This is a genomic window from Aquimarina sp. BL5 (assembly GCF_003443675.1).
Lineage (GTDB): Bacteria > Bacteroidota > Bacteroidia > Flavobacteriales > Flavobacteriaceae > Aquimarina.
The window spans coordinates 1,665,084-1,685,854 of the sequence record NZ_CP031963.1 but is presented as its reverse complement, the minus strand read 5'-3'; the positions used below and the strand labels follow the sequence as shown (position 1 = coordinate 1,685,854).

Below are 20,771 nucleotides of genomic sequence, written 5' to 3'. Positions count from 1 at the left end.
AAAGAAAGAGGCTGATGCTACCAGCCTCTTTTTAAATGTATTATTCTTATTCTATAATTCCTCCACAGCTTACTCTGCTTCCGGCAGCACCTGATGGTTGAGATTTATAATCATCAATACCTTGATGTACGATGATGGCTTTACCAACGATATCTTTTTTCTCATCTCCACATCCGATACACCATTCATTAGTTGCAAAAGTTATAGAACCTTTACCATCGGCAGAAGAGTTAAAATTACCGATATCTCCTTTATGATACCCTTCTGATGCTCCCCATTTTCCGTGTGGTTCCATAGTTGGATTCCAGTGTCCTCCAGTTGATTTGCCATCTGCAGAAGAGCAGTCTGCTTTTTCGTGAATATGGATGGCGTGTTCACCTTCTGATAATCCGCTTAAATACGCTACCATTGTTACCATGCCACCTTCTTCTGTAAAAGTTACATTACCAGATACTTCACTATCGCTTTTTGGTGTCAAAGACATTGCCAACGTTTTTGACTTACTAGTTTCTTCTTTTTCCTCTGTAATTTCTTCATTTACCTTGTTTTCATATTCCTTTCCTTCTTTCTTATCGCCCTTACAGCCAAGAATAATGATAGATAGAAAAGCAATTACCAATAGGTTTAGAGTTTTCATAATTTAATGATTTGTTACGTTTTGTTTAAACTAATATAGGGCAGTTTTACCTTACAGCAAAGGATTTAAGAGGTTTTTAGATTTTGTTATATACTAATTGTACTTAATTCTGTAATACTAACTCCAGAATTAGTATCAGGAGCTAATTTGTATTGATACAATCCGGTTTCTCCAATAGCGATTAACAGATCTCCAGAGATAATTACATCAAATGCACTTTGATTAACAGATGTGACCAAGTTAGATTCTGCAGGATTAGATATATCAAATACCTTAATCTCATCATCACAAACAATTAAAAAATCACCATATAACCCTAATCCTCGGGGAAAAGTAAGGTTTCTGGAATTAATTAAAATAGGTTCGGTTATGGTAGTGATATCATATACCTGTAAGAGATTTATATTATTACCGCAAAATGTATTAGAGTGTAGTGTCACAAAAGCGTGAGTATCATTAGCGATCACTGGGTCGCAGGCGGTGAAATGTTCTACTTGAGATAATTTTTCTGGGAATTCAGGATTTGTTAATCCATATATGAACATTCCATTTCTGGATCCGATATATAAATAGTCTCTATAACTAAAAAGAGTTTCTATATTAAATCCAATAGGTATTGTGTTTACTTGTACAGGGTCTTTAACATCTGTTATATTGAATACAGTAAGATCAGTATTATCTACGGTATATAAATAATCTCCTTTTAGTGTAAATGTCGCTAAAGATCCTCCAGTACCGTCAGCAACGGGGGATAATGAATCACTTGAAGAGTCAGAGTCGCAACTAAATATTATAAAAGAAGTGAGTATCATATAGATATGTTTTTTCATGATGTTTTGTTTTAGTTAATTAATGTCCAACCTACTACTACATTATTTTCAGGGATATTATACGGGAGAAATCCATCTGGAGAGCGTAATTCAGGAAATACATTAATCACTCTTTTTGTTAAGGTAATTCCATTAGTAGTATCATATTCTACAGCAATTAGATCTGTTGCTTGATTTATATAGATCATATTATCACGGATGGCAAGATCTGTAGATCCGGGGGCTTCCAGAAATTTTATTGGAGTAGGGGACGTAGGGTCAGAATTATCATATATATGAAAACCCTTGTGTACTTCATTAATAAAAAGGAGGTCATCCTTGATATAGATTTTCCCCGAAGTAGTTATGGATAAAGGATTTTTTAGAGAAACTGAGTTTTCGAAATTATTGCGATCTAGTAGCACAGGTTCATATCTAGAAAAGATCGGATCATCATCGCTATTTTCGCAATCTACAAGAAAAGGGCAGCAACTTTGTAAACATATTAGGAACAAACCTAATACTAGTAATTTTGTTTTTTTCATCTTTTGACTGTTTGACTAAAAGATGAAATAATACAGAGATGGTTGCGTTAGGAATAAAACTTTAGATATTTTTCTAATAAAAAATGATCTTTATTTAACCACTGTTTCTTGATTTTTTTTAACATTACTTTCGATAGGGTAAATAATAATGCTCGAAGAATCTTCTACTATATAAAAAAGATATAAGCTATTTTGGCCAATAATCTTTACGTCAATAGATTCACCATCTATAAATGTAATTTGATGGTCTGTTTTATAGGTTTTGTTTTCAATTTTATTTTAAGTTTTTGCCCACCGCCTATTGCAGATCCTATGTAAAAACTAAATAGAATTACTAACCACTCCTAAAAGTAATAAGAAAATATATCCAAAAGATAGATATTCTTGTATACTTCTTCCGAAATGAATTCTTTTAGTAGAGTTGTTTTAGTCGTGTTAAAATTATTTAATATTTATTTAATAAGATAAACCTTATAATTTTTTAATAAGTTGTCTGGTATCCTTAATACCTAGTCTTATATTTTCTGTAATGATTAATGATTTATCTATACGAGTTTGAGAATTTTTGAATCCTAATACATAATAAATTAGACTTCTTTTTTTGCCTGCCGTAAAGGATTCGAAAATCTCCGAAGCTTCTGGATCACTTTGTAATACGGCTTCCAGTTCTTCGGGCATCTCCACGCCATATTTAGAGGTGTCTTCAAGTAATTGGACTTGGAAATAATCATTTGAAAAAACTCCTAATTGTTTTTGATATTTCTTACTAAACATTACTGAAAATAGCTCTTTTCTTTTTTGTAAAGCTGCGTGAAATTGAACTGACTTATTCTGATATTTCACCTGAACAACCACTCTTTTATGATTTTGGCTGATAAATGATTCTGCAATGTCAGAAGGAATTGATATGCTATGTATAGATTGTAAGGAAGTTTCAAAAACTGGGCTTTTCATTTATTCGTTTTGTTTGAGTTTCAGATAAGAACCTTTGATTATAAATTTAGTAGGAATCAAACCAATAGCGAGATTTATTTTATATATACTCAAAAATATAGAAATTTTTTAAGCCAAAATATTTCACATTAAGAATAAGTTGTTTAATCATTTCATGCATTTATTAGTCAAAACGCACATAAATGACCTCTGAAGTGAATTTTTTTTGAAAAAATTAAGAAAAAATTCTACAGGTATCCCGTAACGATAAAAAGGTATAGTTATTATTCTTGTTTTCAGAACATGTGAATAATTTAACAAAAAAAAATTCCAAACTCTAGTGTTCATATAGGCTAACTAACAATTGGTAGTTTAATGTTTTTCATTCATTTTGTACGTTGAAGTATATTTACTAAAAATGTGAAATGATTGAATTTTGTTTAACGATATTAGATTTATGTAATAGATGTTTTGGATTTTGTTAATTTTAGTTAACACAAATTCAAAATTTATACATATGAAAAAAATGTACTCGTTTGTCTTATTTACATTGTTAATAGGACAAGCAATGTTTGCACAAAACATTATGGATGGTATTGTTAGAAACCATCTAAACGAAACAACTACTAAATCTGCTTTGACAACAGAAGATGTATCAGAGTGGAAAGTAACAAATGTAGTTCCTTCATTAAATCCTGCAATACAACACGTATATGTTCAGCAGTATTTTCAAGGAATTCCAATACAGTATGCGACTTATAAACTTACTGTAAAGAACAAAGAGAGAGTAACTTGGGAAATTGATCAATTTGTAAAAGATATAAAATCCAAAGTTACTTCTGCAAAATCTTCCCTTTCAGCAGAAAGTGCGATTATGAATGTAGCCAGAGCTCATAATTTACAATCTCCACAATTAGTTAGAGCTAAAAGCAAGGCTGATGGAGTTTTGGTATATGAGAATTCTGGAATTACGTTAGAGCCTATAGAGGCTAAACAAGTATATATTATACAAGAGGATGAATTAGTATTAACTTGGAGAGTAAGTTTATATCAGAAAGATGGACAACATTGGTGGAATGCTAATGTAGATGCAACTTCGGGTAAAATTTTATATACAGAAGATTGGGTAATTAGCTGTAATTTTGGTACTCCAGATCATGAAAATCATAATCATGGAGAGTCTGTATTATTTGATAAAGACATTCCTACGGTTCCAACAAAAGCAGAAGCTACTGCTGCACTTGCACCTGATTCTTACAATGTTTATGCAATGCCAATAGAAAGTCCAAGTCACGGTAGTCGTTCGATAGTAACCGATCCAGCGAATACTGTAGCTTCTCCATTTGGATGGCATGATACTAATGGTAGTCCAGGAGCTGAGTTTACAATTACTAGAGGTAATAATGTTTGGGCTCAAGAAGATAGAAATGGAAATAATGGTACTGGTTTTTCTCCTGATGGAGGATCAAGCCTTGATTTTGATTTCCCGATTAACCTTAATCAAGCACCATCTACATATGATGATGCAGCTATAACAAACCTGTTCTATTGGAATAACATTATGCATGACGTATTCTATCAATATGGTTTTAATGAAGCTAGTGGTAATTTCCAAGAAAATAACTATGGAAATGGTGGTGCAGGAAGTGATTCTGTAAATGCAGATGCACAAGATGGAAGTGGAAGTAATAATGCAAACTTCTCGACTCCAGGTGATGGAGGAAACCCTAGAATGCAGATGTTCCTATGGACAAGTCCAAATCCTGATAGAGATGGAGATTTAGATAATGGAATTATTGCTCACGAATATGGTCATGGTATTTCTATTAGATTAGTAGGAGGACCTTCTTCTAATAATTTAGGTGGTTCTGAGCAAATGGGTGAAGGATGGTCTGACTGGTTTGGATTAATGCTTACTATGAAAGCTGGTGATACAGGAACAGATGCTAGAGGAATAGGAACATATGCATTAAATCAGCCAACTACTGGTGATGGTATTCGCCCAACTCCTTATTCTATTGATAGATCTGTAAATAATACGGACTATGCAGATATAGGAGGGTTAGCAAGACCACATGGAGTTGGATACGCATTTGCTACTATTTTATGGGATATGACTTGGGGATTAATTGATGCCGAAGGTTTTGATCCAGACTTCTACAATGGAACTGGTGGGAATAATATTGCTATGGCTTTGGTAATAGAAGGATTAAAAAACACAGCAAACAACCCAGGATTCGTATCTGGAAGAAATGGTATACTACAAGCTGATCAAGATTTATATGGAGGTCAGTACGAATGTATTATCTGGAAAGCGTTTGCTGAGCGTGGTGTAGGTCAGGATGCTAATGAAAATAATAATGGAGGTACTAATGGACAAACAGATCAAACAGTATCATTCGTAAATCCTTGTGATGGTGGTGGACCTGGGCCAGGCGGAGATGAGTGTTCTGGTGACATAGCTTCATTCCCATATAGCGAAAGCTTTGAAGGAAATATTGGAGATTGGTCTCAAGCTTCTGGAGATGATTTAGATTGGACTGTAGACTCTAATGGTACTCCTTCTAATGGAACGGGACCTAGTGGTGCTGTTGATGGTACTTCGTACATTTATGTTGAAGCTTCTGGAAACGGAAATGGATTCCCTAACAAAAGAGCGATTTTAAACTCGCCTTGTTTAGACTTTAGCGGATTGACTACTCCAACATTAAGTTTCCAATACCATATGGTAGGTAGTGCGATAGGTACTTTTGATGTAGAAGCAAGAACAGATAATACAGGAGATTGGACAAGCGTATTTAGTAGATCTGGAGCGCAAGGAACTGACTGGAATACTGCTAGTGTTGATCTTTCTGCATATGCTGGAAATGCAAGTGTACAACTACGTCTTAATACGGTTACAGGAAATAGCTGGCAAGGTGACGTTACGATCGATGATTTAAGTATCACTAACGGTACAACTGATCCAGGACCTACTTGTGATGCAATCGATTTTAATGCTTTTTCAATCACACCATTCTCTAATCAAGATATCGCTGGTAACTTTACTATCGTAGATGGAGGAGCAGGGTTATCAATGTCAAATAATACTTGGAAATATATACCACTAAGTTATACAGTAACTGCTAATACAGTTATCGAATTTAGTTTTAGTAGTACTGCACAAGGAGAAATTCACGGAGTTGGTTTCGAAAATGACAATACGTTAACTTCGACTAGATATTTCAAAGTTCACGGTACTCAGAATTATGGAGTAACGAATTTCGACAACTATTCTAGTGGTACAACAACGTATGTAATTCCAGTAGGTAATTTCTACACTGGAAGTATGGATCGATTGGTATTTATTAATGATAATGATGCAGGATCTGGAAATACTTCAATTTTCTCTAATGTTAAGATTTATGAAGGATCTTGTGGTGGATCAGCTGCTGTAGCTGCAGATTTCGGACCTACGACACCTATCATAGGAAAAGAAGATGAAGAAGGTATCTCTAGTTTCACAATTGCACCGAATCCATTGAAAAGTGGTGGTTTATTGCAAATTTCAATGAAAGACTCTAAGAATTCTGATAATGTTTATTCTATTATGAATATGGTAGGACAGATTGTTGGACAAGGAACCATAGGTGGTAGCAAAACTATCAATGTTGGTAATCTTGAGGTTGGTATGTATTTGCTAAAAGTTCAAGGAGAGACGAAACGATTTATAATCAAATAAGTAAGATTATATATATAAAGTTTTTTACTAAGGAGGTTATCTGTTAAGGATAACCTCCTTTATTTTATGAGTGATCCGCCTAGGCGGATGAAAAGTTGCATTCAATGCATTCAAAATAGATAGTTGAGCTAATCACGCTTTTTCAACAGGATCAAAAGTTTAGTACTTCGAAGCTTACTTCGGAACTGTAAAAACTATTTTCCATTAAGCATCTAGTATACTTTGGTCGAGGTAGTTTATTAAGTTTTTATTTCTGAAATTATTTAGCAGATATACTTTTATTTTGGAGTTTATACTTTTTATTCAAAATGTATTTTCATTCCTTCATGAGAATCTGTAAAGCCTAATTCCTTATAAAACCTAATGGCTTCGGGTCTTCTTTTATCAGTGGTTAATTGAATTAAATGAGCATTTTGTTCTTTCGCTCGATTAATTGCCCAGGTGAACATTGTTTTTCCGATTCCAAGCCCTCTTTTATCTTTTCTAATTCTTACAGCTTCAATTTGAGCTCTTATTTTGCCCTGATATGTTAGATATTGTATAAATGTTAGTTGTAATGTTCCGATAATCTGAAGATCTTTATTTTCTACAACTATCAATTCCTGGTTTTTATCCGAATCAATCTCATCAAAAGCTTTTAGATATTCTTTAGGTAAAGGAATTTGGAAGCTCTCTCTTGTTTTTCCAAGTTCATCATCAGCAATCATTTGTACAATTGATATTAGATCTTTTTTTGTAGCTTTTCTAAAGGTCATATGATATTTTTTTCGTGATTACTAGATAACTCCCTATAAATTACTTGTGGTATGTTCTTGCCATGAAGTATTGAAAGGCCCTTCAATTATTGGTTTCAATATAGATTCATGACAGAAAATATGCTATCAAACAGCGCTACCAATAAAAATTAAAAATACTGATATTTTAAAAATAAATTGAGTTTGATCTTTTGCCATAATTACAAAGTAAAAAGGAATATTGTTAACTGATTACAAATTCAATATTATTTTAACTATAACAAATAACGTTAAACATTAATTCTGAATTAAGATTTGATTGTTGTTAATTTTTATTCATTTAATGAACTAGTTTTATTAATTATAAACTAACTTTATAAAACCAACTTAATTATATTTTCATGAAAAGAATACTTACCCTTCTTGTAGTTCTGATAGGGCTGCAAGTCACAGCCTCTAATGACAAGTATCGACTAACCTTACGGGGAAATCCAGCAACTTCCATAGTAATAGCATGGAATCAAATATCTGGTAGTAACCCTACTGTTTATTACGGAACAACTGATTATGGAACTAATTACAATAGTTACCCTAATGCCAAGTCACCAGATAGAACAGTTTCTTACAAGAGTATGAATAATAACTTTGCTCGACTAACTGGATTACAACCTAATACAGCTTACTACTTCGTAATTAGAGATAGTCAGGGTACTAGTGAACGTTTTTGGTTTAAAACGGCACCTGCTGATAAAAGTAGATTGTCTTTTATAGCAGGAGGCGATTCCAGGAATAACAGAACACCAAGACAAAATGCTAATCGTTTAGTGGCTAAATTAAAGCCGCACGCAGTTTTATTTGGTGGTGATATGACCGATAGTGATACCAGTAATCAGTGGAGAACTTGGTTTAATGACTGGCAATTAACCATAGCTTCTGATGGTAGAATGTTTCCTATTATTGCAGCACGTGGAAATCACGAGGATAGTAATAATAGTATATACCATCTTTTTGATGCACCATCATCTAGTGTGTATTATGCGATCACTTTTGGTGATAATTTAGTTAGAACTTATACTTTAAACACTGAAATCTCAATTTCTGGTAATCAGACTTCCTGGTTACAAAATGATTTGAATTCAAATACCAGCGTGGTATGGAAAATGGCACAATATCACAAACCTATGCGTCCGCACGTATCTTATAAATCGGAGGGAAATAGCCAATATAACAATTGGGCTCGGTTATTTTATAATAAAGGAGTAAAATTAGTAATCGAATGTGATGCACATACCGTAAAAACCACTTGGCCAGTGAGACCTTCTACAGGTTCAGGAAGCGATGAAGGATTTGTAAGAGATGACCAAAACGGAACTGTGTACGCAGGAGAAGGATGCTGGGGAGCACCTCTTAGATCTAATAATGATAATAAAAGCTGGACACGAAATTCTTCCAGATTTAATCAGTTCAAATGGATTTTTGTTGACAAAGATAAAATCGAAACAAGAACAGTTAAAGTAGATAATGCTTCACAGGTAGGTTCTGTATCCAATAATAATGTGTTTCAAATCCCTTCTAATTTAGATATCTGGAGCCCATCTAATGGTAGTGTAGTGATTATTAATAAAGGAACTACAGTAGATCCAGATCCTGATAATGGTAGCGTAAATGTAGCAATCGTAAGTGGTGATGATGATGTAGAAGAAGCACAAGATGGGAGCTTGTATACCAATAGTAGTGATTTAGAATTGGTGTATGATAGTAATGCTAATGCAGGAAATCAGATAATAGGATTACGATTTAGATCTTTAAATTTGCCTAAAAATGCAGCGATAACCAGTGCTTATTTACAATTTACAGCAGATGAAAGTAATAGCGCGAATGCAGCATTAGAAATTTCACTTCATAACAGTAGTAATTCTTCAGCATTTACGACTAGCGCTAATAATGTTTCTAGTAGACCAGTGTTTTCAAGTAAGGTTCTCTGGAATCCTAATTCTTGGTCTAGTGGACAGAGTAGTAATGCACAACGTACGCCAAATTTGAAAAATATGGTACAAAGTCTAGTAAACAAAAGTAATTGGGTATCGGGTAATAACGCTTCTTTTATTATCAGAGGGAAAGGAGTAAGCTTAACTAATACATCCGCAAAAAGAGTAGCAGATTCTTATGAAGGAGGTGCAGGCAAAGCGGCAAGGCTTATTGTTAATTACACAACAGATGATAATCCTGTTGATATTTGTACAGGGATTTCTCCTTGGCAAAGCGGTATAAGTTATACTGCAGGAGATAAAGTAACGTATCTAGGCTATTTATACGAGCTTATATCATCAGGTTGGTCAAACTTAGGAGCTTGTGGAACATTACGTAATAATAATGATATATCCGAAATACAATATCCACCGTTAGAAGAGGTGCACAACAGTTTGTTTTCTGACATATATCCTAACCCTTTTGCGGATAAAATTAGTATTACAAGCTCTTTATTTATAGCTAATAAAAAATATACCATTAGCATCTATACGCTTACAGGAAAAGTAGTTCATAAAGAAGATGTTTCTTCTAAATCAAATAATATGACTATTACGGTTAATACGAAGATTAGCCAAACCGGAATTTATCTGCTTGCTATTAAAGACGAAAACGGAAATACTGTACAAACCAAAAGATTACTAAAACAATAAGAAATCACTTACTTATTTTAAGTAAATAGCATCAAAACCGTTAGCTATTTATACGTTAACGGTTTTTTGTTTTTTAAGAATATATGATTTTTTTAAAAGGATGATTTTTTATATAACATTTTGATAATCATTAGATAAATAGTATTCCAGTATTAATTCGGAAATTTATATTCTAATTCTTAAAACCATAGTTACTTATGAAACAAATAAAGAAAATTATACTATTATTGATAGTCTGTCTTTCATTTTCTTGTGAGACAGAAATTGATAGTATAGAGGATAAGACATCAACAATTGAAGAGAAAAGTCAAGTAAGGTTTGATGTTGTGATCAAGTTAGTAGATGAATGGTCTGGTCAAGAGATTCCGGCAAGTACATTACCAGGATATGGTGCTACAAACTTAGAAACTGGAACGATTTATTTTGATTCTCTATACGAAGTAGGGCTTTTCGAAAGTCTTCCAGTGGGAACTTATAGATTTGATGCTCGTGATGGTTATTTTGATGGGGCGTCTTCTACTATTGTTGATGTAAGTTCAGAAAATGAAACTCCAGAAGGTTGGATCGAAGTGACTTTGCAATACTGGTCTGAGTAATAATACCAGAAGATTTTATATACTTTTCATAATGATAAAAGGGAAGCGTGAAGCCCGTATAGCTTCCCTTTTTGAAATATATTAATATATGCTAGTGAAATATTTAGCTTTTTGGTAGTCTTACCTCTTTGAATACAACTTTTGTGCAAGTTCAATATTTACAGAATTATCGATCCGTAGGAAATAATTCAGTTGCCATTTTTGGGTTCGCTCTGCTTGTTTATTAATAACAGTATCCCAAGGCGGATATACTCTAAAAGCTCTTTTTCCTTCTTTTTTATTCGTAGAAATAATTCCTTTTTCAATTAACTTAGATTTTGGGAAAATAAATTGACCAAAATGATCATCGTATTTTACATTCACCATAAAATAATCTATCAAATCTGTTTCTTCAAAGGGTTAATTGGACCATTTTTTTTACGTTTCCAAAAGGTTACAAATTGACCAACTTTTTTTGGTGTTATTTTAGCATTTCTACAAACAATTTTAAGATCATTTAAATAAAAATTACAGGCTTTATATTCCTTACTTTCCGTTTCTAAACTAAATTTTTTAATTGTTAGTGCACAGGGATCAAACACTAATTTTTTTATGTCTACAAGTTCTTTATGAAGATCGTTCAAGTGGTTTGTATTAGGAGAATAATATGGCTATAAACTGGTTTTAAATCAATGTAGTAATCACTTGTGTTTCGCTATGTAATGTTCTATGAACGGGACATTTATCAGCAATCTGGAGGATTCTTGCGATTTGTTTTTCATCCAGATCTCCTTCTAACTTAATTTCTCTTTCGAAAGTATCTATTTTAGCAGTTGGATCTTCACAATTCTCACAATCCTCTATATGTTTTCTATCATAACTAGTATGCACTTCTACGTTTTGTAAATCCCAACCTTTTCGGGCTACATACATTTTAATAGTCATCGCTGTACAAGCTGATAATCCTGCGGACACTAATTCATAAGGAGAAGGTCCAAAATCATGACCACCGACACTTTCGGGTTCATCTGCAACCATATAGTGATTTCCTATTTTCATTTGAGTAGTATATCCTTCATCATTTCCTAAACTGGCTACCACATGATGTGAGCTTTTTAGATTAGGTTCTTCAGGAATATCAACATATCTGGATGACCAACCAGCAATTACCTTACCCGCATAGATGGAATCTTCTTTTCTCATTAATAGATGGTCTGCGTCATTTAAGGTTACAAAACTTTTAGGGTGTTTTGCTGCGTGGTAAATTTCTTCGGCATTTCTAATACCAACTGTAGTATCTTGCGGAGAATGCATTACTAATAAGGCTTTACCCAAATTTTTTGCTACTGTTGGTAGTGATTTAGTTTCTAGATCATCTAAGAATTGTTTCTTAATAGTAAAATCTCTTCCGCTCAGGTTCACTACCGCCTTACCATTCGCTTCAATTTCTTCTAAACCGCTTCTTAGTAAATGTTGTACGTGAGTAGGATCAGAAGGAGCACCTATTGTAGCTACTGCTTTTATTGAGTCTATTTCTGCTGCAGCAAATATAGCTGCGGCACCACCAAGAGAATGTCCAACCAATAGAGAAGGAGCCTGATATTGCTGTGTTAAAAAATTCGCAGCGGCAACCAAATCTTCTACATTTCCGGAGAAATTAGTATCTGCAAAATCACCTTCACTTTCTCCTAAACCTGTAAAATCAAATCGTAAAACACCAAATCCTTGAGAAGTGAGTGCACGACTAATATTACGAACTGCTCCCAGATTTTTATTACATGTGAAACAATGTGCGAAAAGTGCAAAGTTGTGTGGATGTTGATCTGCAGGTAATTCTAAACGTCCAGAAAGTGTTTGACCCTCTGTATTGGTAAATGTAATTTTAGAAAGACTCATATGATTGTTGTTTTCATAAATGTCGTTTTTTTTGAGCTTTTCTAACTTTTTTACGAGGTTAAAAATGTGTTAAAGCAAATTCAAGAACATTATCTAAGTGATTTTAAGTTATTCATGATTTTATTGAAGAACTAATTAGACGAGTTATTTAAAAGCACAAAACATGTTTTCTTTTTTGTTTTGGATACCATATTTACTGTTCATAACTAAACAGTAGCAGAACGCTGTTTGAATTTCTCTCGTAAATAAGTGAAACTATCTTCGATATTTTCAAACAGATCATCTTCAGGAACAAGATCCGGGATAATATCTACTGCTTCTAACATATCTTTGGGTTGCTCTTTCAGACCCACGAGTATCACTTCAATATCTTGTTCGCGTAAATCAAAAATAATATCCTCCAGTGTATAAATACCTGACTGATCCATGTAGGGAACCCGATCCATTCTTAATATAACAGCCCTAATATCATCTGGCAATGCTTTAATCTGATCCTTAAAATAAGAAGTAAAACCAAAGAATAATGGACCATATAAGTGTTTGATGATGACTTTATCTTTGTAGGTATTGTAGAATTCAATTTCGTCTTGCCATGGTTTTGAGCCATCAAAATCGGCGATATCTCCAACTTCCATTCCTTGTTCACTCAAGTCTCCTGCCTTTTTCATAAATAGTAAACAGGCTAAAGCAACTCCAATACCAACAGCTTGTATTAAGCTTCCGAAGGTAGTAATAAATAATACCAGAATTAGTACAATAGCATCAGCTCGAGGTACTTTTAAAAGATGTTTTAAACCTTTAAAGTCTACTATTTTAAAACCAATAGGTATAAGTAAACCGGCTAATACACAAAGTGGAATATGTGCTGCTAACTTTCCTAGACCTAATAATACGGCAAGTAAAAATAAGCCGTGTAATACTCCCGATAATCTTGTTTTTCCTCCAGCATTTATATTAACCACTGTTCCTTTGGTAGCTCCTGCACCAGGAATACCACCGATAATAGCAGCTAACATATTACCAATTCCCTGGCCTATTAACTCCCGATTACTATTATGACGGGTTTTAGTCATATTATCCGCAACTACAGAGGTTAATAAGGAATCAATGCTTCCTAGAACCGCCAGTACAACTCCATATTCTATAATGATTCCTAAAGCACTTGAATCTATTGCAAAAATTCCATCCAATCGAAGTGATGGTAATCCAGAAGGTATTTCACCAATTAAAGGAACATCCATTTTGGTAAAATAAGCAACTAACGAAGCCGCAATCAAGGCTACCAAAGCACTTGGTATCGCTTTAGTTATTTTTGGAAAAAGATAGTAAACAACAATTGTGATTCCACCTAACAATAAGGCATATGGATTGGCCTCAGAAAAAAGTCTTGGTAAATCCTGAATAATAGCTGTGGTCGATTTAGCAGAACCTAATCCTGCAAAAGGGAACAGTTGTAGTATAACAATTATTAAACCTACGCCACTCATAAATCCTGAAACCACGGGATACGGAAAGTATTTTACATAACTCGCAATATTTAAAAAACCAAATAGAATTTGAAAGAGACCGCCTAACAAAAAAGTAGCTACGATTATAGGCATCGCATTACCCAGAGAACCGTTCATTTCTATTGCGGCAGCTATTAGGGTAGCAGAAACTACTGTCATTGGACCTGTAGGACCACTCGCTTGCGTTTCAGTACCACCAAACAAGGCAGCAAAAATACCAACAGCAATAGCTCCATATAATCCTGCAGTAGCTCCCATTCCTGATTGTACACCAAAGGCCAATGCAAGGGGTAAAGCAACTACACCAGCAACGAGACCGCCAGTAAAATCTCCTTTTAAATTTTTTATGTTATAGAATTTAGAGAACATATAATAAAGATAATTTATGAAATGCTAAATATAATTCATTTACCTTGAAATCATACGCGCTTTTGATTTAGGTTTAACATTTTTAAGAAGAGGTCAAAGTAATTTTTAGTTACAGTTTATGTTTTTCTTTATTCTAAAGGTTTTGACTATCATATTGTATTGTTTCAATATTTCCATCCTTAAAATGAATAGTAATAGAAGAGTTTCCTTCTATAGGATATGCATAAATAGATGTGCCGTCGGGTAATGTAATTTGAAAGTTTAATATCTCTTTTGATTTTTGTTTCGGTCTTAGCTTGGCAATTATCCATTTTACAGAGTTTGTGATGGCATCATCAACTAATTTTTCTGCTAATTTTTCTCCCAGATACTTCAATCCTGGGACTATAGCATAATTAAAAACAGCAGTTCCAACGATTCCGATTACTAATTCAGTAAATTCGTGAGGTTTAGTATCTTTTGTTTCTCCCCAATCTTTTACTTGGAGATGTTCTTTATTTTCAAAAACATCAAGCAATGCATCTTTTCTCTTATTGTGAAGCTCTAGTGCCATTTCTGAATCGTCACTTATCCCCAGCGGGCGATTATCTAATCTGCGATAAACTCCTAAAGTTAATTGATGTTCCATATGATTACTTTTTATTCAAGGTGTTTAACATTTTTTGATCATTCAATAGATCTATGTCCCAATAAAGTGTCTGATGATTTTAACTACGTGTATATAATTGATAATTAAGCATGTAAGTGCGGTATGTTGAAAAAATAAAGTTACAAAAAAAAGGTAGCAAATTGAAATTGCTACCTAAGTATTATATTAGTTTTGTAACGATCATTAGGGGCGTTACAATTTTTTTAAAAAACTCTTCTTTTTTATATGAATGAGTTTATTGTCTTTCATTTAAACTCCAATCATATTCTAAATACTCTATTTTTGATTTTTTTCCAATTTTTTCATTAGCATATTTATTAATGTAACTGACAATATCCCCATTATTAAAGTCTTTTGCATACCATTCGAATACCTTAGATATACTTACTTTGTTTTGGGTAATAAGGTTTTTAGTAGAGTCATTAATATAATCTACAGTTCTTTCTTCGAGTGCCTGAGTGATATTCCTATTGGTATATGCTCTGTTCCATAATTTAGGAGAAGAAGTTGCAGCACAATTAAGTAAGAAATGAATTCTAGGTTCATTCATTTTCCTTAAAATCGTATGCTCTATATCATCTAGACTATATTCGATATTATTAATAGTGATTGATTTTTTCTTCCACGGATTTTTTAAATCATTTATAGAATTAACAGGATAATGGTCAATAATCATTTTCATTACAATAGCATTATATAGATTTACCCAATATGCTAGTTTTTCGGTGTCGTCAGAATTTGCAGTGGGATAATTGGTAGATAAAGATTTAAAATACTGATCAAATAAAAATTTATCTCTAATAAATCCTTTATAATCTACTTTACCATCACTCGAGACATTTAATAGTAGAAGTTGATCCCATACCATATGGTCAATATGACCCTGAGCGTTTAGATTAAAGCTAAAGTATGGTAACACTGCTATTACAATTAATATAAATAACCTTTTCATATGGTTTACTCAATTACTTAGTTAATTTGTTTTATATACTAGTCCTACAGAAAAAGAAGATGCATTATCATAGTTTTTACCATCTACATTAACTGCGTATCCGGATGAAATACCAAAATTTTGTTTATAAATAGGAACGTAAATATCAAAATAAAAATTTGCATAATCAACTTCTGTTTCAGGTAATGCATTAGGACCACCCGCATCTACAAATTCTTGAGAACCTATATCGAATCCACTTAGAGAGTTTTGAACACCTATTTTAGCATGTGTATAAAACCATTTGTTATAATATCCTAGTTTAGCACTATAAACCATAGCATTTGGGATTTCGAAATCAGGATTATTCCGTAAACTATAAGCTGCTTGTAGTTCTATAAATAGGTTAGAAGAAGTTTGATACTGCAAAAATCCACACCCTTCATATGCAGTGGCACCACTTCCTATAGATAGTATTCCTGCTTCCTCATATCCTCCAACAGGTAACGTAACTCCAGTAGCACCTCCTAGAGATAGTTTAGAAGCATTAGAGAATTTTTTATCCAATACTTTAGCTTTTAGAAAAAAACTTAAATCTTGCACTCCTTCTACTTGACTTTCTTCTAAAACAGGATCTAATATTCCTGTTTCATTTTTTGTAGATACGTAAGGGATCGTAACTGTAGTAGATAGCCAATCCAATACTCCATATTCACCATATATACTAAGGATGGATGAAGATATTTCTCCCATGTCCATAGGATTAGTGTCACTTAGGGTTTCACCGATATAGAAATTATTATAACTTTTAAAAGAATATGACGATGCTATGGTAAGCTCCTTCTGTTTTGGAAAAAAACCATTCAATAATGTTTGGGCCGATACTGATGAAATAGATACGAAACAAATCATCCAAATCATCCTTTTGTAAATTGTAATCATATTATCATATGGTATTAGGTTAGTATGTAGATTATTAACTTTTAAATCAAAAACATTACGGGTTTGCCGTAATTTACAATTTTTACGATAAAAAACAACTTTTTATCGATAAAAAGCACTTTTTTAACTATTTAACTAACTGAAATCTGTAAATTTCGATGCTTAAATATAATTATTGAATAGAAAAATATGGGGATATTTCCAATTTTACTATCTAGTATTATGAACAAATTGAAGAATTGTCGCTTTTGTGAAGTTGATGAATTTGAGATCCTCAAAAATAGCTTGTATCCTACAAAGTATTTATAATAGGTAGTTGTAAAATTTATAAGCTATTATAATTAGAATTATGTTTTAGTGAAGTGTTTTAATTTTTTCTCATTCCGCTTTCTATATATTTTCAGAAGATATTCAACTCTTTGCGGACTTATATCGAGTTCGTTTATGAGTATTTTCTCGTTCCTGTTTCTGTGATTATAACTCAGGTAGTATTGTGATTTTCTTCCTGTGGGTGAAGGTTCAAAAATGATATGCTCGTCTTTTATTTCTGACCAACTTTTGATGCGAGTTTCTTTATAGGTGATGCCTTCTTCAGAGAGTATAAGCTGAACACTTCTATCTTTTATAAGTTTACGATTCTCTCTTATTCCATAAACTGATATCGCAATGAATCCAATACCTATGAAGTAGCTTAAATAAAAAAAGGCATAGATTCCAAAACCCAAAAATAAGATAGAAAATACCATATAGAATATACCATTGGATTTTGAATAATGAATCCTAGTTTCTTTAGCAGCTTTTTTGTTTTCGGCGAATAGACTTTCTAACATTTCTTTACATTTGCTAATAATGATATACAATCATGAATATAATCATATCCGTAAAAGTGTTTTGCGTAACTATAGGAACTTTACGCAAGATAGATAGATTATTGTGAGTAGTTTTTTATTTAGTTTTGAATTTAATTAGATAATCTTCATTAGAATTCCCTTCAGATGATTTAGGTGATAATCCAATTAAAATAAATTTATATTCTTTGTTTGCTTCTAAGGACCATTCTAGAGTTACAGATTTTTGATCATCTGCATACGTCATATTTGTGAAGTTTGGAAAGGTTCCTCCATCATCAGTAGGTCTAATAAAATTAACTCCAGCAAAAGGCTTATCGAAATTTATAGTTATTTGTTTCACTGAAGAATTGACATTTGTATCTCCATTTGTAAATTCGTTCAACGAAAGAAACCGTGGTTTATCAATTTCATTTTTTGCAACGAGCTCATTTATATGTATTGCATAAGTTCTGTAAGCTTTTATAAGTTCAGGGAAATAACTTTCTAATGTTGGGTATTTTTCCCTACTTTGATCATATTTATCAAGTTCAGATGCCAGTTCTTCAATCCAAAGAAACCCTCTATTTAATTGTTCATTAATCTCTTTACTAATTTCTTTTTCTGAGAAATTATTATCTTTCATATATTTAATTACGGACGCTCTTACCAAGGCTTCGTTGAACATAGTTTGCCAATTATTGTAGCTACCAATGTTCATTTTTTCTTTAACTGCATCATATATAATTTCACCATTTGTTCTGAACGGTTCTTCATTTTTTTCTAAAATATAATTTATAAATGAATGATTGAATTCGTGAAGTAGCGTTGGGAAGTAGTCATTAATTGTAAAATTAGCCATTCCTAAACTGTCTGTTTTCCAAGTTCCCATAATGGCATAAACTTGCCTTTTACCATTCGGGAAATTAATTGAAGGGCCATAATTACCACCTCCGTTTCCAAGCCCGCTAATTATTATGAATTCCTCGTTAGGTTCTTTTCCATAAAAGTTTTTGTACCATTCTATTTCCAGATGTTCATAAATTGGAAGGAAACGTTCTCTAACTTGTTTAAACAGGTTTTGATTTTCTTTAAAGAATTCTTTGCTGTTACTATCTTTATAGAATTTTTTTAAAAGTCTTACAAATTCGTATGAATTGTCTTTACCCCAACGAGATTCTGGTACTATATCTGTAAATTCTACCAATGGATTCAGTTGGTCATCAAGATGAATAGCCATAGTCATAACCGCGTCGTATCCAACTCCGTTTTCCTTCCTTAATTTTTTGACGAACTGAATAATTTCGTGATCTTTAAATGAATTATAATGCCTTCCAATTTTGTCAGTATAAAGTTTAAAAATTTCAGAACTGTATTCTTTACTCTCTGCAAGTCGGAAAACGATACTTAGGATTTCGATACGTTCATCTACTTTTGGCTTTTCCAAGGTATTTGATTTCTGGCCATAAGAAATTTTTGTTAATAAGCTTAAAAATATGATTACAATTAGTTTAGTTGGTTTTTGTAGCATTTCGAGTTTTTTTGCTGTTGCATGACTTTTAATATTTGTGTCACAACAGAGCAAAATGTTACCTAATTTTTTGATTTTTATGCGAATTGATTGCTAGCTTTCACTTTCTGAAGGCATTCCACCATAGCAATATGAAGAATGATATAATTGTTATGATCAAATATATCGTGTTATTTCACTAGCTTTTTTATAACCAGTACTTTTAAAAGTTGCTCGAGCAAAGCGATGATTACTAGTGTCACATTTTTAAAATTCTCACAATCGATTTACGACTTTTAGAATGGCGATTACTATTACAAAATGTTTATAACGCCTCTTCTTTACATTTGCTAAAAATGATATACAGTCACAAATATAACCGTATCCGTAAAAGTGTTTTGCATAACTAAAGGAAGTTTACACAAGATAGATTGTTATGAGTAGTTTTTTATTCAGTTGTTTCTTTATTCCAATAATCTTTTTTAGCTTTTTTCTGTCGATAGTATGCCACAAATATTAAAGAAATAGGAAAGAATAAGATGATCAAGATCCATTTGAAAATATTCAAAATCATATTTATTTTTTTTCTTCGATTTTATCTAATAATTCTTTTGCATCGAGCATTCCGTGTTCTGATGCTTTATTTTTTTTAATCCAATCCATTCGTGTTCGATGTCTCTCATTAAAAGAGCATTGTCAAATTTTACAGAGCCTTTGGGAAAAATGCTTTCATTCTCAAAGAAACTTGATTGGACTTTTTTTACATCCAGGAGAGATACTTTCCAATCATAAGCAACGAGTTCTAAGCCGTCAAAATTCAGTTTATCGGGTGAATAACCAACAGAACCATTCTCGAAAAAGTCAGAAACACAATTCAGGTTTTCGAATACACTATCTTCATTCCATTTATTAGTTTCACTTGCTTCGATAGATAAGAAAGTTTCATCATCACTAAGAAAAGAGACTTTGTAGTTGCCATCTAATTCATCAACAGAAAACTCGGCATGATGATGAATCCCGGGAAAAACAGTGCCTCCTGCTATTGCATTTAATTTCGATGAGGTGTCTCTTCTCGGAATATAAACACCTTCTTTTAATTCACCATCTTCTGTCCATTCTACGGCAATTCTATGTGCTCCGTTTTCAGATGCTATTCCGATTTGTTTTGGCAATCCTTTTGGGCGTATTTCTTTTAACCTGATTAAACAAATACCTGCTATCCCTTTTCCATTAACCAATTTAGGTTTAAATGGGGCAGGCAAATAAGTATCCAGAACATCCTTATCAACCTGATAATTGATAAGAATTCTTCGGTCTATAATTCCTTTAATCTTTGGTATCCTCATTTTTTGGTAATGTGTACATTAGTTAACTGCCCATTGTAATTCTTTGCATTCACGAATCAATATTTTTAATTTATGCTCAAAAAAATCAGCATTGTCACACTGAGCTTGTCGAAGTTTAATCATTAATTGATAATATACAATTACGAAGATAACCATAT

16 protein-coding genes and 1 pseudogene are annotated in these 20,771 nt (G+C 32.8%); 3 read left to right on the top strand and 14 right to left on the bottom strand.

Annotated elements, in window-relative coordinates; genetic code table 11:
* Positions 1 to 46: 46 nt before the first annotated feature.
* The 4 genes from D1818_RS07195 to D1818_RS07180 all read right to left on the bottom strand — a co-directional run bounded on the left by D1818_RS07195 (position 47) and on the right by D1818_RS07180 (position 2,945).
* Positions 47 to 637 carry a superoxide dismutase family protein gene (locus D1818_RS07195; protein WP_118457450.1) on the bottom strand — a complete coding sequence of 197 codons (591 nt, stop codon included), beginning with the start codon at positions 635 to 637 and terminating at the stop codon, positions 47 to 49.
* A gap of 86 nt (positions 638 to 723) precedes the next feature.
* On the bottom strand, positions 724 to 1,467 hold the full coding sequence (locus D1818_RS07190; RefSeq protein WP_233558604.1) for an LVIVD repeat-containing protein: 744 nt from the start codon (positions 1,465 to 1,467) through the stop codon (positions 724 to 726).
* Positions 1,468 to 1,478: 11 nt separating this feature from the next.
* Entirely contained in the window at positions 1,479 to 1,991 is a 513-nt protein-coding gene (locus tag D1818_RS07185; protein WP_118457448.1) for a hypothetical protein, read from the bottom strand.
* A gap of 471 nt (positions 1,992 to 2,462) precedes the next feature.
* Positions 2,463 to 2,945, bottom strand: a complete 483-nt coding sequence (locus tag D1818_RS07180) for a YdeI/OmpD-associated family protein (RefSeq protein ID WP_118457446.1) — start codon at positions 2,943 to 2,945, stop codon at positions 2,463 to 2,465.
* 496 nt (positions 2,946 to 3,441) lie between these two features.
* Here D1818_RS07180 and D1818_RS07175 point away from each other — a divergent pair, with 496 nt between their 5' ends.
* A complete protein-coding gene (locus tag D1818_RS07175) occupies positions 3,442 to 6,645 on the top strand; it encodes a M36 family metallopeptidase (protein WP_158596994.1) in 3,204 nt (1,067 codons plus the stop codon).
* Positions 6,646 to 6,944: 299 nt separating this feature from the next.
* On the opposite strand, the gene D1818_RS07170 is transcribed toward D1818_RS07175, so the two are convergent.
* On the bottom strand, positions 6,945 to 7,400 hold the full coding sequence (locus D1818_RS07170; protein WP_118457442.1) for a GNAT family N-acetyltransferase: 456 nt from the start codon (positions 7,398 to 7,400) through the stop codon (positions 6,945 to 6,947).
* Between the two features lie 380 nt (positions 7,401 to 7,780).
* On the opposite strand from D1818_RS07170, the gene D1818_RS07165 reads away from it, so the two are divergent.
* Together D1818_RS07165 and D1818_RS07160 are read left to right on the top strand one after the other, a co-directional pair.
* Positions 7,781 to 10,060 carry a fibronectin type III domain-containing protein gene (locus tag D1818_RS07165; protein ID WP_118457439.1) on the top strand — a complete coding sequence of 760 codons (2,280 nt, stop codon included), beginning with the start codon at positions 7,781 to 7,783 and terminating at the stop codon, positions 10,058 to 10,060.
* 197 nt (positions 10,061 to 10,257) lie between these two features.
* Positions 10,258 to 10,656, top strand: a complete 399-nt coding sequence (locus D1818_RS07160; protein WP_118457437.1) for a hypothetical protein — start codon at positions 10,258 to 10,260, stop codon at positions 10,654 to 10,656.
* A gap of 120 nt (positions 10,657 to 10,776) precedes the next feature.
* Here D1818_RS07160 and D1818_RS07155 read toward each other — a convergent pair.
* The 9 genes and pseudogenes from D1818_RS07155 to D1818_RS07115 all read right to left on the bottom strand — a co-directional run bounded on the left by D1818_RS07155 (position 10,777) and on the right by D1818_RS07115 (position 20,613).
* Positions 10,777 to 11,237: pseudogene (locus tag D1818_RS07155) on the bottom strand (MepB family protein).
* Positions 11,238 to 11,319: 82 nt separating this feature from the next.
* Positions 11,320 to 12,531 (bottom strand): bifunctional alpha/beta hydrolase/OsmC family protein, encoded by a 1,212-nt coding sequence (locus D1818_RS07150; protein ID WP_118457435.1) that lies wholly within the window; start codon positions 12,529 to 12,531, stop codon positions 11,320 to 11,322.
* 206 nt (positions 12,532 to 12,737) lie between these two features.
* Positions 12,738 to 14,408, bottom strand: a complete 1,671-nt coding sequence (locus D1818_RS07145) for a SulP family inorganic anion transporter (RefSeq protein ID WP_118457433.1) — start codon at positions 14,406 to 14,408, stop codon at positions 12,738 to 12,740.
* A 133-nt stretch (positions 14,409 to 14,541) separates the two neighbouring features.
* Complete coding sequence (locus D1818_RS07140) at positions 14,542 to 15,036, bottom strand: hypothetical protein (RefSeq protein ID WP_118457430.1); 495 nt, start codon at positions 15,034 to 15,036, stop codon at positions 14,542 to 14,544.
* Positions 15,037 to 15,292: 256 nt separating this feature from the next.
* Entirely contained in the window at positions 15,293 to 16,009 is a 717-nt protein-coding gene (locus D1818_RS07135; protein ID WP_118457428.1) for a DUF547 domain-containing protein, read from the bottom strand.
* Positions 16,010 to 16,030: 21 nt separating this feature from the next.
* Positions 16,031 to 16,930 carry a transporter gene (locus D1818_RS07130; RefSeq protein WP_147406180.1) on the bottom strand — a complete coding sequence of 300 codons (900 nt, stop codon included), beginning with the start codon at positions 16,928 to 16,930 and terminating at the stop codon, positions 16,031 to 16,033.
* A 347-nt stretch (positions 16,931 to 17,277) separates the two neighbouring features.
* Positions 17,278 to 17,760 carry a DUF308 domain-containing protein gene (locus D1818_RS07125; protein WP_118457424.1) on the bottom strand — a complete coding sequence of 161 codons (483 nt, stop codon included), beginning with the start codon at positions 17,758 to 17,760 and terminating at the stop codon, positions 17,278 to 17,280.
* A gap of 115 nt (positions 17,761 to 17,875) precedes the next feature.
* A complete protein-coding gene (locus D1818_RS07120) occupies positions 17,876 to 19,288 on the bottom strand; it encodes a DUF4932 domain-containing protein (protein ID WP_118457422.1) in 1,413 nt (470 codons plus the stop codon).
* 578 nt (positions 19,289 to 19,866) lie between these two features.
* A complete protein-coding gene (locus D1818_RS07115; RefSeq protein WP_118457420.1) occupies positions 19,867 to 20,613 on the bottom strand; it encodes a DUF2071 domain-containing protein in 747 nt (248 codons plus the stop codon).
* Positions 20,614 to 20,771 lie beyond the last annotated feature (158 nt).

What these genes read in the sequence shown, in the direction of transcription:
- D1818_RS07195 (WP_118457450.1), bottom strand. Translation starts at nt 637, where the DNA reads ATGAAAACTCTAAACCTATTGGTAATTGCTTTTCTATCTATCATTATT.
- D1818_RS07190 (WP_233558604.1), bottom strand. Translation starts at nt 1,467, where the DNA reads ATGAAAAAACATATCTATATGATACTCACTTCTTTTATAATATTTAGT.
- D1818_RS07185 (WP_118457448.1), bottom strand. Translation starts at nt 1,991, where the DNA reads ATGAAAAAAACAAAATTACTAGTATTAGGTTTGTTCCTAATATGTTTA.
- D1818_RS07180 (WP_118457446.1), bottom strand. Translation starts at nt 2,945, where the DNA reads ATGAAAAGCCCAGTTTTTGAAACTTCCTTACAATCTATACATAGCATA.
- D1818_RS07175 (WP_158596994.1), top strand. Translation starts at nt 3,442, where the DNA reads ATGAAAAAAATGTACTCGTTTGTCTTATTTACATTGTTAATAGGACAA.
- D1818_RS07170 (WP_118457442.1), bottom strand. Translation starts at nt 7,400, where the DNA reads ATGACCTTTAGAAAAGCTACAAAAAAAGATCTAATATCAATTGTACAA.
- D1818_RS07165 (WP_118457439.1), top strand. Translation starts at nt 7,781, where the DNA reads ATGAAAAGAATACTTACCCTTCTTGTAGTTCTGATAGGGCTGCAAGTC.
- D1818_RS07160 (WP_118457437.1), top strand. Translation starts at nt 10,258, where the DNA reads ATGAAACAAATAAAGAAAATTATACTATTATTGATAGTCTGTCTTTCA.
- D1818_RS07150 (WP_118457435.1), bottom strand. Translation starts at nt 12,531, where the DNA reads ATGAGTCTTTCTAAAATTACATTTACCAATACAGAGGGTCAAACACTT.
- D1818_RS07145 (WP_118457433.1), bottom strand. Translation starts at nt 14,408, where the DNA reads ATGTTCTCTAAATTCTATAACATAAAAAATTTAAAAGGAGATTTTACT.
- D1818_RS07140 (WP_118457430.1), bottom strand. Translation starts at nt 15,036, where the DNA reads ATGGAACATCAATTAACTTTAGGAGTTTATCGCAGATTAGATAATCGC.
- D1818_RS07135 (WP_118457428.1), bottom strand. Translation starts at nt 16,009, where the DNA reads ATGAAAAGGTTATTTATATTAATTGTAATAGCAGTGTTACCATACTTT.
- D1818_RS07130 (WP_147406180.1), bottom strand. Translation starts at nt 16,930, where the DNA reads ATGATTACAATTTACAAAAGGATGATTTGGATGATTTGTTTCGTATCT.
- D1818_RS07125 (WP_118457424.1), bottom strand. Translation starts at nt 17,760, where the DNA reads ATGTTAGAAAGTCTATTCGCCGAAAACAAAAAAGCTGCTAAAGAAACT.
- D1818_RS07120 (WP_118457422.1), bottom strand. Translation starts at nt 19,288, where the DNA reads ATGCTACAAAAACCAACTAAACTAATTGTAATCATATTTTTAAGCTTA.
- D1818_RS07115 (WP_118457420.1), bottom strand. Translation starts at nt 20,613, where the DNA reads ATGAGGATACCAAAGATTAAAGGAATTATAGACCGAAGAATTCTTATC.